Origin of the sequence: Paenibacillus sp. PL91 (assembly GCF_012935325.2) — a bacterium.
Taxonomy (GTDB): Bacteria; Bacillota; Bacilli; order Paenibacillales; family Paenibacillaceae; genus Pristimantibacillus.
In genome coordinates this window covers 501,815-517,204 of the sequence record NZ_JABBYG020000003.1, presented here as the reverse complement: position 1 = coordinate 517,204, position 15,390 = coordinate 501,815, and the positions used below count along the sequence as shown (strand labels likewise).

Below are 15,390 nucleotides of genomic sequence, written 5' to 3'. Positions count from 1 at the left end.
GGACCACTCCCTTTTATTTTTCTCAATTTATATACATTCACGTCTTAGAGGTGGTTACGATCCGTTTCGGTGACGGTAAAGCAAATAGATAAAGAACGGTGCGCCTATGGCCGCGGTGAAAACACCAGCGGGAATATCAAGCGGAATGAACGCAATCCTCGCGATTAGATCCGAGAGCAGCAATACGAGCGAGCCGATTAAAGCGGATACGGGGATAACTCCTCCGTAAGACGGCCCTACAAGCTTTCGAGCAATATGCGGTGCCATTAGGCCAATAAAGTTGATGGCTCCGCCGATAGCAACCGCTGCGCCAGCAAGCGCCACGCTGATGATGAGAAGAATGGTCCGTTTCACTTGGACCGAGCTTCCTACACTAGTTGCAACCTCATCCCCAAGCTCTTGTACATTAAGATGCCGAGCGAAGACAAGAGCGATTGGAAGAAGGACAACAATCCAAGGAAGCAGCGTCGCCACATCCCGCTCCCACGACACTCCATATATGCTGCCCGTCATAAACGTAAAAGCTTTGACTGCAACGGCAGTAGGCGTAAAGGATGCCGTTAGGATGAGCATATAGGTCAAGGCCGTTAGCGCAGTTGCCATCCCAATGCCGATAAGGACGAGCCTAAGCGGCGTAATTCCTTTGCGATAAGCGAATATATAAATCAGAAAAGCAGTAGCAAAAGCTCCAATGATTGCACTTAGCGGCATGAAGCGGATGCTGACATGCGAGAAGTAAAGAATGAATATGACGGTGCCAAGCGATGCTCCGCCGGTTATTCCGATAATGTCGGGCGATGTCAAAGGGTTGCGTACAATGCCTTGCAGCAAGGCTCCTGAGACAGCGAGCGCAGAGCCTACCATCACGGCAATCAAAACGCGCGGCATCCGAAGCGAAAAAATAATCATCGAATCAGCTGAGTCGGCGGTTCCAAAAAATGCCCGAATGACGGTGAGCGGACTTATCATCTTGCTGCCAAGGCCGACGCAAATGACGACCGCTGCTGCGTTTGCAATAGCTAAAAACAAAATGACCATTAATGTTCGCCGGTCCAGTTGAAAGGAATGTCTGCGGCCTCTAAGCGTAATCCATTTGTTCATGTTAGGATTGGCCTCCTCTTCTAGCGATAAAAACGAAGAAAGGAACGCCTATGATCGCGGTCATAATGCCTACAGGAACTTCCTTCGGAAAAGAAATATAGCGTGAGCCGATATCGGCTGCCAGCAGCAAAATACCGCCATACAATGCGCAGTATGGAATAACCCAGCGGTAATCTATGCCAACCATATAACGCATAAGATGAGGCACGATGATGCCTACGAAAGCGATCGGACCAGCCATGGAGACCGAGCCGCCGGCCAGCAAGACGATGATGATGCCAGCAGCTAATTTAATATAGATGGTTTTTTGCCCCAGCCCAACGGCGACATCCTCCCCAAGTGCCAGCACATTCATATGTCTTGCAAGCACAACTGCGCCTACTAAGGCAATCCCCATGTATGGAGCGGCAGCAGTGAAGATAGGCATATCGCGCCCAGAAACGGAGCCAACAAACCAGTAGAGCACTTGATCGAACGTTTGGCCGCTCGTAAGCAGCAAGCCTAGCGATAGAGACGAGAAGAACGCGGTTAACGCGGCTCCAGCCAAAGTAACCTTGAGCGGCGTCAGGCCGTCGTTTCCGATTGAGCCGAGCGTATAGACTAGCATTGCTGTGAAGGCAGCGCCAATGAAAGCAAGAGTAGCGAACGTCGATAATCCGCTTGCGCCAAAAAAGGCTGAGCCAACAACTATGAAGAAAGCAGCACCTGAATTAATGCCGAATAGGCTTGGCGAAGCCAGCTGGTTGCGGGTGATGCCTTGCATGAGTGAGCCGGCAACAGCTAGGCTTGCGCCGGTGATAGCAGCGATAAGCGCGCGCGGCATTCTAGCCGTCTGTATAATGAGATGCTCCTGCGAGCCATCGAACGCATTATAGGAAGCTATAATGGTACGCCAGCTGATATTGGTTACACCGAAGGCGATGCTGCAAATGATTCCCGCAACAAAGAGAAGCAGTCCAACAAAAAGTCCTGCTACTTTCTGGGAGCGTGTATGTAATAATGTATCCATAAATTCCTCTTTCCTCAGTGTCCCATAGAATGACTGTTCCTAATTTTGTCATAAATAGCCCCGTTCCATGCCATGGGACTAAATATTTAAGGGTAAGGGGTAAAGATTTTCGGTTATTGAATAAGTTATAGCTACTAAAACATTTTAGGGTATCGGATACGCAGTGTCAATGAAGTTGAAAATCATTATCAATCATTATTGACATTGCCTTGAACAGCTGGTATAGTTTCGATTGGGAAAACAATGAGAATGATTTTCATCAAGAAGGGGAGAAATATCAAATGTTTCATTTATTAAAGAAAAAAATGACTTGGACAGCAACTACGATGCTGCTTACTCTTGCCGTAGTCGTATCAGGATGCGGCCAAGCCGGGTCAAACAATAGCAACGGGAATGCGGCAGCTCCCGAACAATCAGACGCGCCGAAGACGGAAGATGTTAGAGTAATTACGCATGCAATGGGCGACGCGAAAGTTGAAGGAACGCCGGCTCGTATCGTCGTGTTGACGAACGAAGGAACGGAAGCTTTACTAGCGCTTGGCATTAAACCGGTAGGCGCTGTAAAATCATGGACAGGTGATCCTTGGTATGAGCACATCAAAGCGGATATGGAAGGCGTTACGGAAGTAGGCGAAGAAAGCCAGCCGAACATGGAACTGATCGCTAGCCTTAAGCCGGATCTTATTATTGGTAATAAATTGCGCCAGGAGAAAGTTTATGATCAACTGGCTGCTATCGCGCCAACGGTCTTCTCCGAAACGCTTCGCGGGGCATGGCAGTCCAATTTCTTGTTGTATGCAGATGCAATCGGCAAGAAGGCTGAGGGAGAAGAGGTCATTGCTGATTATGATAGCCGTGCTGCCGACTTTAAGTCTAAAGCTGGCGACAAGCTGAACCAGAAAGTGTCCGTCGTTCGTTTCATGGCAGGCAAAACCCGTATTTACTTAGATGATACGTTTACTGGCATTGCATTCTCCAAGCTTGGCATTACACGTCCTGATAACCAAAAGTATAAAGACACCTTCGTTGAAGAAATTACGAAGGAGCGTCTTCCTGAGGTAGACGCGGACATGCTCTTCTACTTTACGTATGAGACAGGTGACGGCAAGGGAACTGCGATGGAAGAAGAAATGCTGAAGGATCCATTGTGGCAAAGCCTGCAGGTTGTGAAAAACAACAAAGCGATTCGAGTGAGCGATGCGATCTGGAATACAGCAGGCGGCGTAATTGCGGCTAACCTAATGCTTGATGAGCTTTATAAAATTTATGAAATTCAATAAATAATAAGAAAACAGCCGGAAATACGCCGGCTGTTTTTTTTATTATTTAGGTAATATTGCGAATATGGTATCAGAAAACATGTTTATGCGAATCATTTATCTATCACCAAGAGGATGAATTGTTGCACGGGTGCATAAAAGTGCGCACCTGGTAAACACTGTTTCTCTAGACCCACATAGGTTCTCTCGGGTATGATACCGATAGGTTATTTTATTGGTTTTAAAATATATACGTTTTACGCTTGGGAGGGTATCGAAACTGAATCAGTATGAAGAAATAAAACAGGGCGAGAAGGGTGCCTGGGTAAGTATAGCAGCCTACTTGGCGCTCTCTGCGATTAAGCTTGGCGCAGGCTACTGGTTCGTGTCAGGGGCTCTCGTTGCAGACGGCTTTAACAACCTAACGGACATCGTGGCATCGGCAGCGGTTTTAATTGGATTGCGGATATCTCAGAAGCCGCCGGACAAGGATCACCCGTATGGACATTTTCGGGCAGAGACGATTGCGGCGCTGATTGCATCCTTCATTATGGCCACAGTCGGCATTCAGGTATTAATCGGGGCTGTCAAATCATTGTTTGCGGCCGATCATCATATTCCAAATTTAATGTCGGCATGGGTCGCATTGTTTGCGGCTGTATGTATGGGCGGCGTTTATATTTACAATCGGAAGCTAGCCCTTCGCATAAACAATCAAGCTCTGCTAGCCGCTGCAAAAGATAACTTGTCGGATGCGCTTGTCAGCATTGGCGCGGCTATCGGTATTATAGGAGCGCAATTTGGACTGCCGTGGCTTGATCCGGTTGCTGCTTTAGCGGTTGGCGTTATTATATGTAAAACGGCTTGGGAAATTTTCTACAGCTCTACACATGCGCTTACCGATGGTTTTGACGAAAACGAGCTTTCATCCCTACGTGCAACAATCGCTAAAACGAAGGGCGTTAAAACGATAAAGGATATTAAGGCGAGAGTGCATGGCAGCCATGTGCTCGTCGATGTGATCGTACAGGTAGATCCCGAGCTAACCTTGATCGAAAGCCATCGGATTAGCGACGAAATCGAGAATCGCATGGGCCGCAAGCACAATATTATGAGCGTACATGTTCACGTCGAGCCGCATGAGCTTGTGGAGAGTATTGAGGTAAGTACAGCGGATAAGCATTAAGAAAAGCGAAAGGCCGGTCAGGGGCAATCCCCTAACCGGCCTTTATTTGAGATAAGCGCTAAATGGTTTAAGAATCTATTTGTATAGTCGTACTTTCGGATTGTTTAATGGGTTCGGACTTAACTGCTGCTTCCTTTTCGGCCAGCGCTTTTTTCTTGTTGTTTCTTTTGCGAAGGAAAAGATATACGACTATAATCGGTACTGCTCCTACGAAGATATATAAGGAAACATCCTTAACCATGCTTTCCGCGGCCCGTCCATAGAAGTAAAACAATGCACCAACAATATAAAATTTCAATCCTCGTCCGATAGCTGCGTAGCCGATCAATCGCCATAACGGGAAATTTAAGCAGCCGGATAAAATGGTAAACACTTTGAAAGGAATCGGTGTGAACGAGCCGATTAGAATAGCGGCTTCGCCGTTCTTTTGGAATTTATCTGTAGCGGCGTCGATCCATTCTTTTTTTAGAAATTTATAAAGGACTGATTTACCCATAACTTTCCCTAGATAATACCCAACAGGTGTACCTAAAAGACAGGCGACATAGCCAACTGTAGCTAGCCAAAGCGCTGTTGATGGATTTAGTAAGCTTAATGAAACTTGAAGAAAGAAGGCGGGAATAGGGAAAATGACTGCATCAAGAAACGAATGAATAAACAATCCCAGCGGCCCGAAATCTTTTAAAAAGTCAACTACAGCTTGAAACATTACCAGGCTCCCTTTCCATCAACTAACCTGCACATAAAAGCCTGCTTAACGAGTTATGCCATTTGGAACTTCTCCTATGTGCTAACATATGCTGCAGCTTGTTGAAAAAGCGCTTTAGCGCTTAATATTTTAATTATAGCACAATTGAAACAGTTAAAAAGATGATAGTTGTCATGTGTTTGTTGAAAATTAGCAAAACCGAATGCGTATTTGCTTTAGTTCTTAGGTTCTATATCCAGCTATTTGAAAAGTCATAAGAACGAATACGTACTCTTCTGCTCTTAGGTTTCATCGACTTTTTTTATGATTTGTCAGGATCCGATAAAAAAAGCCCCTTGTCCAAGGGAAGAATCCCAGGACAAGAGGCTTTTGCTAATGATGTGGATATAGAGCTATTCCCGAGTCTGACGGCGCGAGACGCCGCTGAGCTGGGCCGCCTGGATGACGCGGCGGCGAACCTCTTCAACGACTCTAGTGTTGAAAACGCTCGGTACGATGTACATGGGGCTAAGCTCATCGTCGCTGATGACAGAGGCGATAGCTTCGGCAGCCGCAAGCTTCATTTCTTCATTAATCGTTGTGGCGCGGCTGTCGAGCGCTCCGCGGAAAATGCCAGGGAAGCAAAGAACGTTGTTAATTTGATTCGGATAGTCGGACCGTCCTGTCGCAAAGACGGCAACGATATCTTCTGCAACCTCCGGTCGTATTTCAGGCTCCGGATTTGCCATCGCAAATACGATAGGCTCCTTAGCCATCGTCTCGATATGGGCGCGAGTCAATATGCCGCCTGCCGAAACGCCAATGAACACATCGGCTTCAATCAGTGCTTCAGCTAGCCCGCCGCTTCGGCGCTGCGGATTCGTATTGTCTGCGTACCATTGCCACATCGCATTATCGTAAGTGCGTTCTGCGGTCAAGATTCCTTCGCGGTCCACGCCGATGATATGCTGAGCGCCGCCTGCGAGCAGCATTTTGGTGCATGCCGTACCGGCAGCGCCGATTCCGCAAATAACGATGCGGGTTTCGCTTAAGCTGCGCCCAGTGAGCTTAAGCGCATTAAGCAGACCTGCATATAAGACGACCGCCGTTCCGTGCTGATCGTCATGGAAGACGGGGATATCCAGCTCCTCCCTTAGCCTTTGCTCAATTTCAAAGCAGCGCGGTGCTGAAATATCCTCCAAATTAATGCCGCCAAAGGCTGGAGCGAGGTTCTTGATCGTTTCTATAATCGATTCTGTATCCTGTGTGTCCAGGCAGATCGGAAACGCATCAACATCGGCAAATTGCTTAAACAGCATCGCTTTCCCTTCCATCACCGGCATAGCGGCATAAGGGCCGATATTGCCCAGTCCAAGCACGGCGCTGCCGTCAGAAACGACTGCGACCATATTTCTTTTTACGGTAAGCGTAAAGGCTTTGGACGGCTCTTCGAAAATAGCTTGGCATACTCTAGCGACATCCGGTGTATATACACGCGACAAATCGTCGCGGTTCTGAATAGGCGTTTTGGGTTGAATGGTAATTTTTCCACCAAGATGCAATAGGAAGGTACGGTCGGAGATATGGACTAGTCGGATGCCGACTAATGATTTTAGTGCCGACGCCAGCCGGTCGCCTGCGCCTTGCTCCGTAATTTTGACCGTTAAGTCGCGCAAGCTTTTGTTTTTGTCTGTGTGTATGACGTCAATAGCGATGATGTCTCCGCCGGCTTTCTCGATTGCCGTAGCCGCTCTTCCGAACTGCGCGATATTCGTATCGATTTCCACCCTCAAAATAATCGTTTTCCCGTCTGTCATATGCGAACTCATAATAAATGGCCCCCTTTATCAATTATAATATTTAGAAAAGGACGTACATTTTATGCTTTTCTTTTATATAAAAGAAAGCCGTCACTGCATGAGGCGCAGGACGGCGTTCGGACAACTCGTCGGGTCATATTGTTGGTTTCGCTTCGTTAGTAGACTGTGCCTGTATTGACCTGAGGCATAGGGCTCATGGATGAGTGAGAGCCAGCGATCGACAGTATCGTTCGAATCGAGCATTTCGCCAAAGCCGTTGCTAATAAAGTATTCACAGTTCTCTTCTTCTTGGCCGGGGATCGGTTCATAGAACAGCATAGGAATTCCTTTGCTCATCCCCTCGGTGCAGGTCATGCCGCCTGGCTTCGTAATAAGCAGATCCGATACATCCATCAGCTTATGAACCTCTCGAGTGAATCCAAGGATACGGATGTTTGGATGCTGGAACAGCGGATCGGCGAGCATTTTTTCCTTCATCTTCTCATTTGAGCCAACACAATAAATGAGCTGGGTGCTCTCGCGCCATTTGGTCATATACTCAAGGGCGTTGTCCTCATACATAATTCCCCAGCCGCCGCCCATAATGAGTACGGTAGGCATATTTTTTAACTCAAACTGCTGCCTTACTTCTTCCTTATCGTATGTATGCCAGAAATTCGGATGAACGGGTATTCCTGTTACTTCAATCCGTTCGGTTGTAACCCCTTTTTCTATTAGTCGATTTTTCACAAGCTCGCTGGAAACGAGATATCGATTGACTTCCTGACTTACCCAGGAGCCATGTGCGTCGTAGTCGGTTATAAGCGTATACAGCGGAATTTCCAGTCCTAGACGCTTGAGTCTGGCCACAACCGAATTTGGGCCTGGATGTGTACATACAATTAAATCAGGCTTTAGCTGTGAAATGACTTGAGACGTTTGGGTATAAAACATGCGATGAAGCGCAAGCTGTGTAAGGCGGTTAAAAGATTTTTTATAGTTGCTGCGGTACATAAGACCGACCATCTTAGGCTGTTTGTTTACCGTTTTGCGATATGCAGATATGATCCATGGACCAAGCACCGGATTAAGAAATTTTCCAAGCTCGATGACGCGGGTCTGAATCCCCGGACTTAACTGCTTCAGTCCGACAGCGAGCGCATAGGCAGCTTGAGTATGACCGGAGCCAAAGCCTTCAGAGAGCAGAAGCACTCTTTTCTTACGCATTCATTCCACCTACTTTTCTAATTCCATATTACGATGCAAGTGCGACTAACACAAGTTTTATCCGATAGGGTTGCGAATATTGAGGTGGATAATCTATCCTTAAATGCAGATGTGCATATTATTATGATATGTACCACTAGTGTCAACTATATTTACATATTTTTTACAAGTAAATAAAAAAATAACCAGCGAGGATGAGGCCAATGGAATCATATAATCAGGAAGATCAGAGCTTGAAAATTGGAGAACACGTTCGAGCGGAAGTCCGCTCAGGGCAGTATATAGGCGAGCTAATCGAAATAAACGGGCCGCGCGCACTCGTAAAGGTACTGGCCGTGCTGAAGCACCCCGAGCAAGGTGATCTGCACAATCCTTATAATCCGGATGTTCCTATGTTTCACGAGCGGCGTGCACTTAGCTATACGGAGAAAACGACCGTTCTCTTGCGCGATGTGAAGCGGTTTACAGGAAGCATTCCGGAATACGGCGCTTCGTTAAGGGCGGCTGCTGAAGCGGAAATTGCAGGTCTAGACCGATTGCAGCGCTGGGCTGCAAAGGGACTTGAGCAAATGCAGCAGCTTCTAAAAGAATACAAGTAACATTATTCATTAATGAAGACGGTTTTTAACGTATCCCGATAAACAACTTGAAATTGTAAACCCTCTGATATAGCGGCAAGCGGAACGTACAGCGTGCTTGCTTTGCCGCTCGAATGGATAAAAGCGGGCGGCGCTTGGAGCGGTTTAGAGACTCCATCGCTCTTGTATGATGTTGATAAGGCGGTAATTTCAACCGATCCGCTTTGCAGCTTGATGGACGCAGTCTGTGTTATGGCATTCCATTTAATGGAAGCCCCCAGAGCGTCCGTTATGCTGCGAAGCGGCACGTAGGTTCGATTTTGCACGAGAAGCGGCTTGTTAGAACCTATGAGCTCTTTGCCTTTGACAACAATCGACACGGGCACTTCGCTCTCCCTAGGCTTCACGACTCGGTAATCGCTCCATATGGCCTTCGCAAATGCTTTCCCCATTGCCGCATAGCCGGCACGAGTAGGATGAATATCTCCCTTAGCGATTGAAGTGAAGCTAAGCTCGTTGTCTGTAAATGAAGAAGCGACATCCGCAATGCGAACATGAAAGCCATCCTCCGTTAAACGCTCCGATACTAAATTAAGCCGCTCGCGAAGCTGCTTGACGCTATCCATAAGAAACAAGCGATTAGCTTCGGGATACAGTGGGAAAAATAACTCTCCGAACTTAATCGGCGGCGGGATCGGCAAATATTGATCCGCGATTACGACCGCCGCTTTCGGCTGCAGGCTCAGCAGCAATCGAAGCGTGGCTTCAAGCTCAGATTCGTAATTGGCAAGCGTGCTTTCACGTACGGCTGCTGCTTCCGCTTGATCTGCTCCAGCTTCCAGCTTCGCAAGGACCTCGTACATGTCATTTCCGCCGATCGTCATCACGATCAAATCGGCAACCGTTAAATCCGATCGAAGCTGCTTCGTCTTTGCGAAAATACGGTCAGCCCGCGGGTCGGGAAGACGGCTCTGTATATCTGAACTCATCACGCTGACTCCGCTTGCGACTGCCTCCAAAAAGCGCTTCAGTCCTGTCGTCCGAAGCCCAAGTACGCCATAATTGCTGTAGTCCGAGCGAAGTCCATGGAACAGAGCTTGCTCATAGACATGCTCTACATACCCGTATGGAATCGATTGCTCGGTAAAGCCGTGCTCGTAGCCTGCTGTGACGGAATCGCCAACTGCGACGATTTTGTAAATTTTTTCTTCAATAGCATGGTCTGATTGCGGGGCGGCATATGCGACAGCTGAAACTGTTGAAAGGCTTCCGCTTGTTGCAGCCTTAAGAGGAAGGGCAAACGCTAACGTCGTCAACCCGGCAATGACGACGGAAGCTGTCGCGCGCAGCGCAGCTTTCCTTAACTTGCTATACAAAACGCACACATCCTTCTGATAAAATAAAATGAATGATAAATGAGATCTTATGATATGCTTATCATTCTTGGCGAAACGGGAGGCTGTACGGCCAGAAGGCCAACATTCGAGGTTTGCGAATGAAGTAAAATAGTGCAAATAATTATGAAAATATTAAATTGATTCCGCTATGGCCTGATGTTAAAATAATATAATAATCGCAATGTCGCGGTATAGGCCCGGTATATGGTCACTTGAACGAATGGCGCTCATTAAGCCGAGCCGCCGGCCGTTTAGCTTATGAATGGCAAGGAGCAGGCCGATGCGCCTCGCTGACTACCATTCTATGATAAAACAAGCCAAAAATGAAGCGTAATGCGTATTCATCGGTGCTTATTTTCAACACGTTCACGCTTACCCAAAAATCTTCTCATAGAAAGGTTGCACACAATGAAAGAACATATTTTGGGATTGCCGCCTAAGCAGGGGCTCTATGATCCGCAGTTCGAGAAAGATGCATGCGGCATGGGCTTTGTGGCCAACATCAAGGGAATTAAATCACACAAGGTCATCCGCCAAGCGCTGATGCTGCTCGAGAATATGGAGCATCGCGGCGGTCAAGGCAGCGAACCGAATACCGGAGATGGAGCGGGTATTTTGCTTCAAATTCCGCATGCCTTTTTTGCAGCAGAATTAAAGAAGCAAGAGCTTGAGCTTCCGGCCGAAGGCCATTATGCTGTCGGCATGATCTTTATGCCGCAGGATGAAGCTGCTCGCAACGCAATTGAGCGTGAAGTGGAGTCGATCGTTCAAGAGGAGAACCAATCGGTAATCGGTTGGCGTACGGTACCGACGGATGACAAGAAGCTGGGTGAATCCGCATTAGCGGTGAAGCCGTATGTTCGTCAGCTATTTATCGGCATGAACGATAGCTTGAAGGACAATATGGCATTTGAACGCAAATTATATGTGATTCGTAAGCGCGCAGAGCTTGCGATTCGTTATGCCGGCAAAGAAGGCGGCAATATGTTCTACTTCTCGAGCTTATCCTCGAGAAAGATTGTTTACAAAGGGATGCTTACGACCGAGCAAGTACGCTCGTTCTACACTGAGCTTAATGACGAGTCGGTAGTATCGGCAATGGCGCTCGTTCACTCCCGTTTCAGCACGAACACATTCCCAAGCTGGGAGCGCGCGCATCCATTCCACTACATGATCCACAACGGCGAGATTAATACGCTTCGCGGCAACGTGAACTGGATGCATGCCCGCCAAACCTTGTTTGCAACGGAATTGTTCGGCGATGACATCGAGAAAATCAAGCCGGTCATTAACCCTGACGGCTCTGACACGGCGATGTTCGACAACACGCTGGAGTTTCTGTTCTTGTCCGGTCGTTCGATGGCCCATGCAGCGATGATGATGGTTCCGGAGCCTTGGTCCAACCACGAGAGCATGAGCGACGAGCGTAAAGCATTCTACGAATACCACAGCACATTGATGGAGCCGTGGGATGGACCGGCCGCGCTCGGCTTTACTGACGGCGTAAAAATCGGTGCCGTGCTTGACCGCAATGGTCTTCGTCCGGCCCGTTATTATGTAACGAAGGACGATCACATCATTTTGGGCTCCGAGGCTGGAACAGTTGAAATTCCGCCAGAGGATATTCTATACAAAGACCGCTTGCGTCCTGGACGCATGCTGCTTGTTGATACAGAGAAAGGCCGCATCATCTCCGATGAGGAAGTGAAAGCGGAAATCGAGGCCGAGCATCCTTACCGCGAATGGCTGGATGAGCATCTCATTGATTTGGAGGACCTGCCGGAAGCGCCGGAATTGCCGGAGCCGAACCACGAAACGGTTCAAATGAGACAGCAAGCCTTCGGTTACACGTTCGAGGATGTACGCAAAGTGCTTGAGCCGATGGCTGGCAGCGGCGCGGAGCCGATCGCTTCGATGGGTTACGACGCACCGCTTGCAGTACTTTCGGAACGCCCGCAGCGTTTGTACAACTACTTCAAGCAATTGTTCGCCCAAGTTACGAATCCACCGATTGATGCGATTCGCGAGGAAATTATTACGGCGACTGGCACAACGATCGGTCCTGAACGCAATTTGCTTAACCCGGAGCCGGAAAGCTGCCGTCATATCAAATTGGCTACGCCGATTTTATCGAACGAGCAATTTGCTAAGCTGCGTCATGTGCGCCGTCCTGGCTTCCGTTCGATCACGCTTCCGATCTTCTTCCCTGCGAGCGAAGGCGAAGCGGGCTTGCGCGCAGCGCTAACTCAAATGTGCGAAGCGGCTGACCGCGTTATCGCGAAGGGTCACAACTTGCTGATTCTATCCGATCGCGGCGTCGACAAGGACAATGCTGCCATTCCGGCACTGCTAGCGGTATCGGCTTTGCATCATCACCTTATTCGCCAAGGTACTCGTACGAAGGTAGCCCTATTGCTTGAGTCGGGCGAACCGCGTGAAGTGCATCACTTTGCCTTGCTGCTCGGCTACGGCGTAAGCGCCGTTAACCCTTACCTTGCGTTCGAGACGCTTGATGATATGATTCGTCAAGGCATGCTTCGCGGCGTATCGCATGACAAAGCAGTCAAAAACTTTATTAAAGCAGCCACTAAAGGCGTTATTAAAATATTGTCCAAAATGGGTATTTCAACTATTCAATCCTACCGCGGCGCACAAATTTTCGAAGCGCTCGGCTTGAAAGAGGATGTCATTAACGAATACTTCACATGGACACCGTCCCGCATCGGCGGTATCGGCCTTGATGTAATCGCTGAAGAGACGCTTAAGCATCACAACCGCGCATTCGCTGAGCAAGAAGGCGGAGAGAAGGAGCTTGACTCCGGCGGCGATTACCAATGGCGCAAAGACGGCGAGGACCACCTGTTCACGCCGCAAACGATTCATACGCTTCAAATGGCTTCGCGTGCGAACGACTACAAGCTTTACAAGAAGTTCTCTGCGCTTGTACAAGGCGAGGACAAGAAGCATTTAACGCTTCGTTCGCTGCTTAAGTTTAAGGAAGGTCGCCAATCGGTGCCTCTTGAAGAAGTAGAATCGCTTGAGTCCATCGTAAAACGATTCAAAACAGGCGCGATGTCGTTTGGCTCAATTAGCAAAGAAGCGCACGAGAGTCTGGCTATTGCGATGAACCGTCTAGGCGGCAAGTCGAATACAGGCGAAGGCGGAGAAGATCCTGCGCGTTTCATTCCTGATGCGAACGGAGATTCCAGACGCAGTGCAATCAAACAGGTTGCATCCGGACGCTTTGGCGTAACGAGCAACTACTTGGTTAACGCTGACGAAATCCAAATTAAAATGGCTCAGGGCGCTAAGCCTGGTGAAGGCGGACAATTGCCTGGCCTAAAAGTATATCCTTGGGTTGCCGAGGTTCGTGGTTCAACGCCTGGCGTGGGCCTAATCTCGCCGCCGCCGCATCACGATATTTATTCGATCGAGGATTTGGCTGAGCTTGTCCATGACTTGAAAAATGCCAACCCGCGCGCCCGCATCAACGTGAAGCTCGTATCAGGCGTTGGCGTAGGCACAATTGCGACAGGCGTTGCGAAAGGCCGCGCAGACGTTATTATGGTCAGCGGCTATGACGGCGGAACAGGTGCTTCTCCTATGGGCTCGATCCGTCATGCCGGCCTACCGTGGGAGCTTGGTCTTGCAGAAACCCACCAGACGCTAATGCTGAACAAATTGCGTGATCGCGTTGTCCTTGAGACAGACGGCAAAATGATGAATGGCCGCGACGTTGCAATCGCAGTGCTTCTTGGAGCCGAAGAATACGGCTTCTCGACTGCTCCGCTCATCGTGCTTGGCTGCATCATGATGCGTGTATGTCAATTGGATACCTGTCCAGTAGGCGTTGCGACGCAAAACCCAGAGCTTCGCAAGAAATTTATGGGCGATCCTAGCCATGTTGTCAACTACTTGCGCTTCATTGCAGAAGAGCTGCGTGAGATTATGGCAGAGCTTGGCTTCCGTACCATTCAAGAGATGGTTGGACGCGTCGACATTTTGGAAACGAAGCAGCTGCTTGAGCATTACAAAGCGAAAGGCATTGATCTTTCGGGCTTGCTGTACGAAGCGGATCTTCCGCAGGATGCCGTTCGTTACAATATTCAAGAGCAAAACCATGGACTTGAGCTATCGCTTGATATGCAGCAGCTCGTTCCTCTTGCGCAGGCAGCGCTTGAGAACGGTGAGCGCGTTCGCGGTACGTTCCCGATCCTGAACACGAACCGTGTAGTCGGAACGATTTTGGGCAGCGAAGTCACTCGTCGTTACGGCGCGGCTGGCTTGCCCGAGGATACGATTTCTTATCACTTCGTTGGAACGGCTGGTCAAAGCTTTGGCGCATTTGTGCCAAATGGCATCACGCTATCGATCGAGGGCGATTCGAATGACTATGTCGGAAAAGGCTTATCGGGCGGTAAAATTATCGTAGCTCCGTCACCAAAAGCAACCTTCGTTGCTGAGGATAACGTCATTATCGGCAACACTGCGCTTTATGGCGCAACTAGCGGTCAAGCGTATATCCGCGGTGCTGCCGGCGAACGCTTCGCGGTACGGAATAGTGGAGCAAATGTTGTCGTAGAAGGCGTTGGCGATCATGGCTGCGAATATATGACAGGCGGACGCGTTGTCATTCTCGGCAACACAGGACGCAATTTCGGAGCAGGCATGTCTGGCGGCGTCGCATATGTCTACGATGAGAAAGGCGATTTCTACAACCATTGCAATTTGGAAATGGTATTGCTGGAGCGTCTTGAGGATTCGCTTGATATTGCTGAGCTGCGTGGCTTGATTGAATCCCATGTACAGTATACGGAGAGTGCTATCGGTTCCCGTATATTAAATGATTGGGATGTAGCGTTATCGAAGTTCGTCAAAGTCATTCCGAAGGACTACAAACGCATGCTTGAACAAATCCGCAAAGTCGAGGATACCGGCTTAGTGGGCGAAGCAGCATTGCTTGCAGCCTTTGAAGCGAACAAAAAAGAGCTTGCTCGCGCAGGCGGCAAATAATAATTACAGACTTATAATGTTATAGATTTCAAAAAAGGGACTGTCCCTGAAGTAGATACACTACTTCAGGCGACAGTCCCTTTTGTTTTTCGACAAAATGTCAGCAAATTAGAAGAAAGCCGCACCCACTAAC

Annotated in this window: 10 protein-coding genes; 4 read left to right on the top strand and 6 right to left on the bottom strand. The window is 48.6% G+C overall.

The annotated features are described in order from the left end of the window. Positions 1–54: 54 nt before the first annotated feature. On the bottom strand, positions 55–1,101 hold the full coding sequence (locus tag HI950_RS11055) for a FecCD family ABC transporter permease (RefSeq protein ID WP_169083591.1): 1,047 nt from the start codon (positions 1,099–1,101) through the stop codon (positions 55–57). 1 nt (position 1,102) lies between these two features. Next, positions 1,103–2,110, bottom strand: a complete 1,008-nt coding sequence (locus HI950_RS11050) for a FecCD family ABC transporter permease (RefSeq protein ID WP_169083592.1) — start codon at positions 2,108–2,110, stop codon at positions 1,103–1,105. Between the two features lie 281 nt (positions 2,111–2,391). Here HI950_RS11050 and HI950_RS11045 point away from each other — a divergent pair, with 281 nt between their 5' ends. Beyond that, entirely contained in the window at positions 2,392–3,390 is a 999-nt protein-coding gene (locus tag HI950_RS11045) for an ABC transporter substrate-binding protein (protein WP_223285204.1), read from the top strand. Positions 3,391–3,649: 259 nt separating this feature from the next. Next, positions 3,650–4,555 (top strand): cation diffusion facilitator family transporter, encoded by a 906-nt coding sequence (locus HI950_RS11040; protein ID WP_169084001.1) that lies wholly within the window; start codon positions 3,650–3,652, stop codon positions 4,553–4,555. Positions 4,556–4,622: 67 nt separating this feature from the next. Here HI950_RS11040 and HI950_RS11035 read toward each other — a convergent pair whose 3' ends face one another. The 3 genes from HI950_RS11035 to HI950_RS11025 form a co-directional block, all read right to left on the bottom strand. Further along, positions 4,623–5,264, bottom strand: coding sequence for a YqaA family protein (locus HI950_RS11035; protein WP_169083593.1), 642 nt, complete (start codon positions 5,262–5,264; stop codon positions 4,623–4,625). A gap of 392 nt (positions 5,265–5,656) precedes the next feature. After that, positions 5,657–7,072, bottom strand: coding sequence for an NAD-dependent malic enzyme (locus HI950_RS11030; RefSeq protein WP_169083594.1), 1,416 nt, complete (start codon positions 7,070–7,072; stop codon positions 5,657–5,659). 81 nt (positions 7,073–7,153) lie between these two features. Next, complete coding sequence (locus tag HI950_RS11025; RefSeq protein WP_169083595.1) at positions 7,154–8,269, bottom strand: MGDG synthase family glycosyltransferase; 1,116 nt, start codon at positions 8,267–8,269, stop codon at positions 7,154–7,156. 203 nt (positions 8,270–8,472) lie between these two features. Between HI950_RS11025 and kapB the strand changes: the two genes are divergently transcribed. Continuing rightward, positions 8,473–8,868 (top strand): kinase-associated lipoprotein KapB, encoded by a 396-nt coding sequence (gene kapB / locus HI950_RS11020; RefSeq protein ID WP_169083596.1) that lies wholly within the window; start codon positions 8,473–8,475, stop codon positions 8,866–8,868. 2 nt (positions 8,869–8,870) lie between these two features. Here kapB and HI950_RS11015 read toward each other — a convergent pair whose 3' ends face one another. Next, entirely contained in the window at positions 8,871–10,223 is a 1,353-nt protein-coding gene (locus tag HI950_RS11015; RefSeq protein WP_169083597.1) for a stalk domain-containing protein, read from the bottom strand. A 429-nt stretch (positions 10,224–10,652) separates the two neighbouring features. Between HI950_RS11015 and gltB the strand changes: the two genes are divergently transcribed. Then, positions 10,653–15,257 (top strand): glutamate synthase large subunit, encoded by a 4,605-nt coding sequence (gene gltB / locus HI950_RS11010; RefSeq protein WP_169083598.1) that lies wholly within the window; start codon positions 10,653–10,655, stop codon positions 15,255–15,257. Positions 15,258–15,390: the final 133 nt, after the last annotated feature.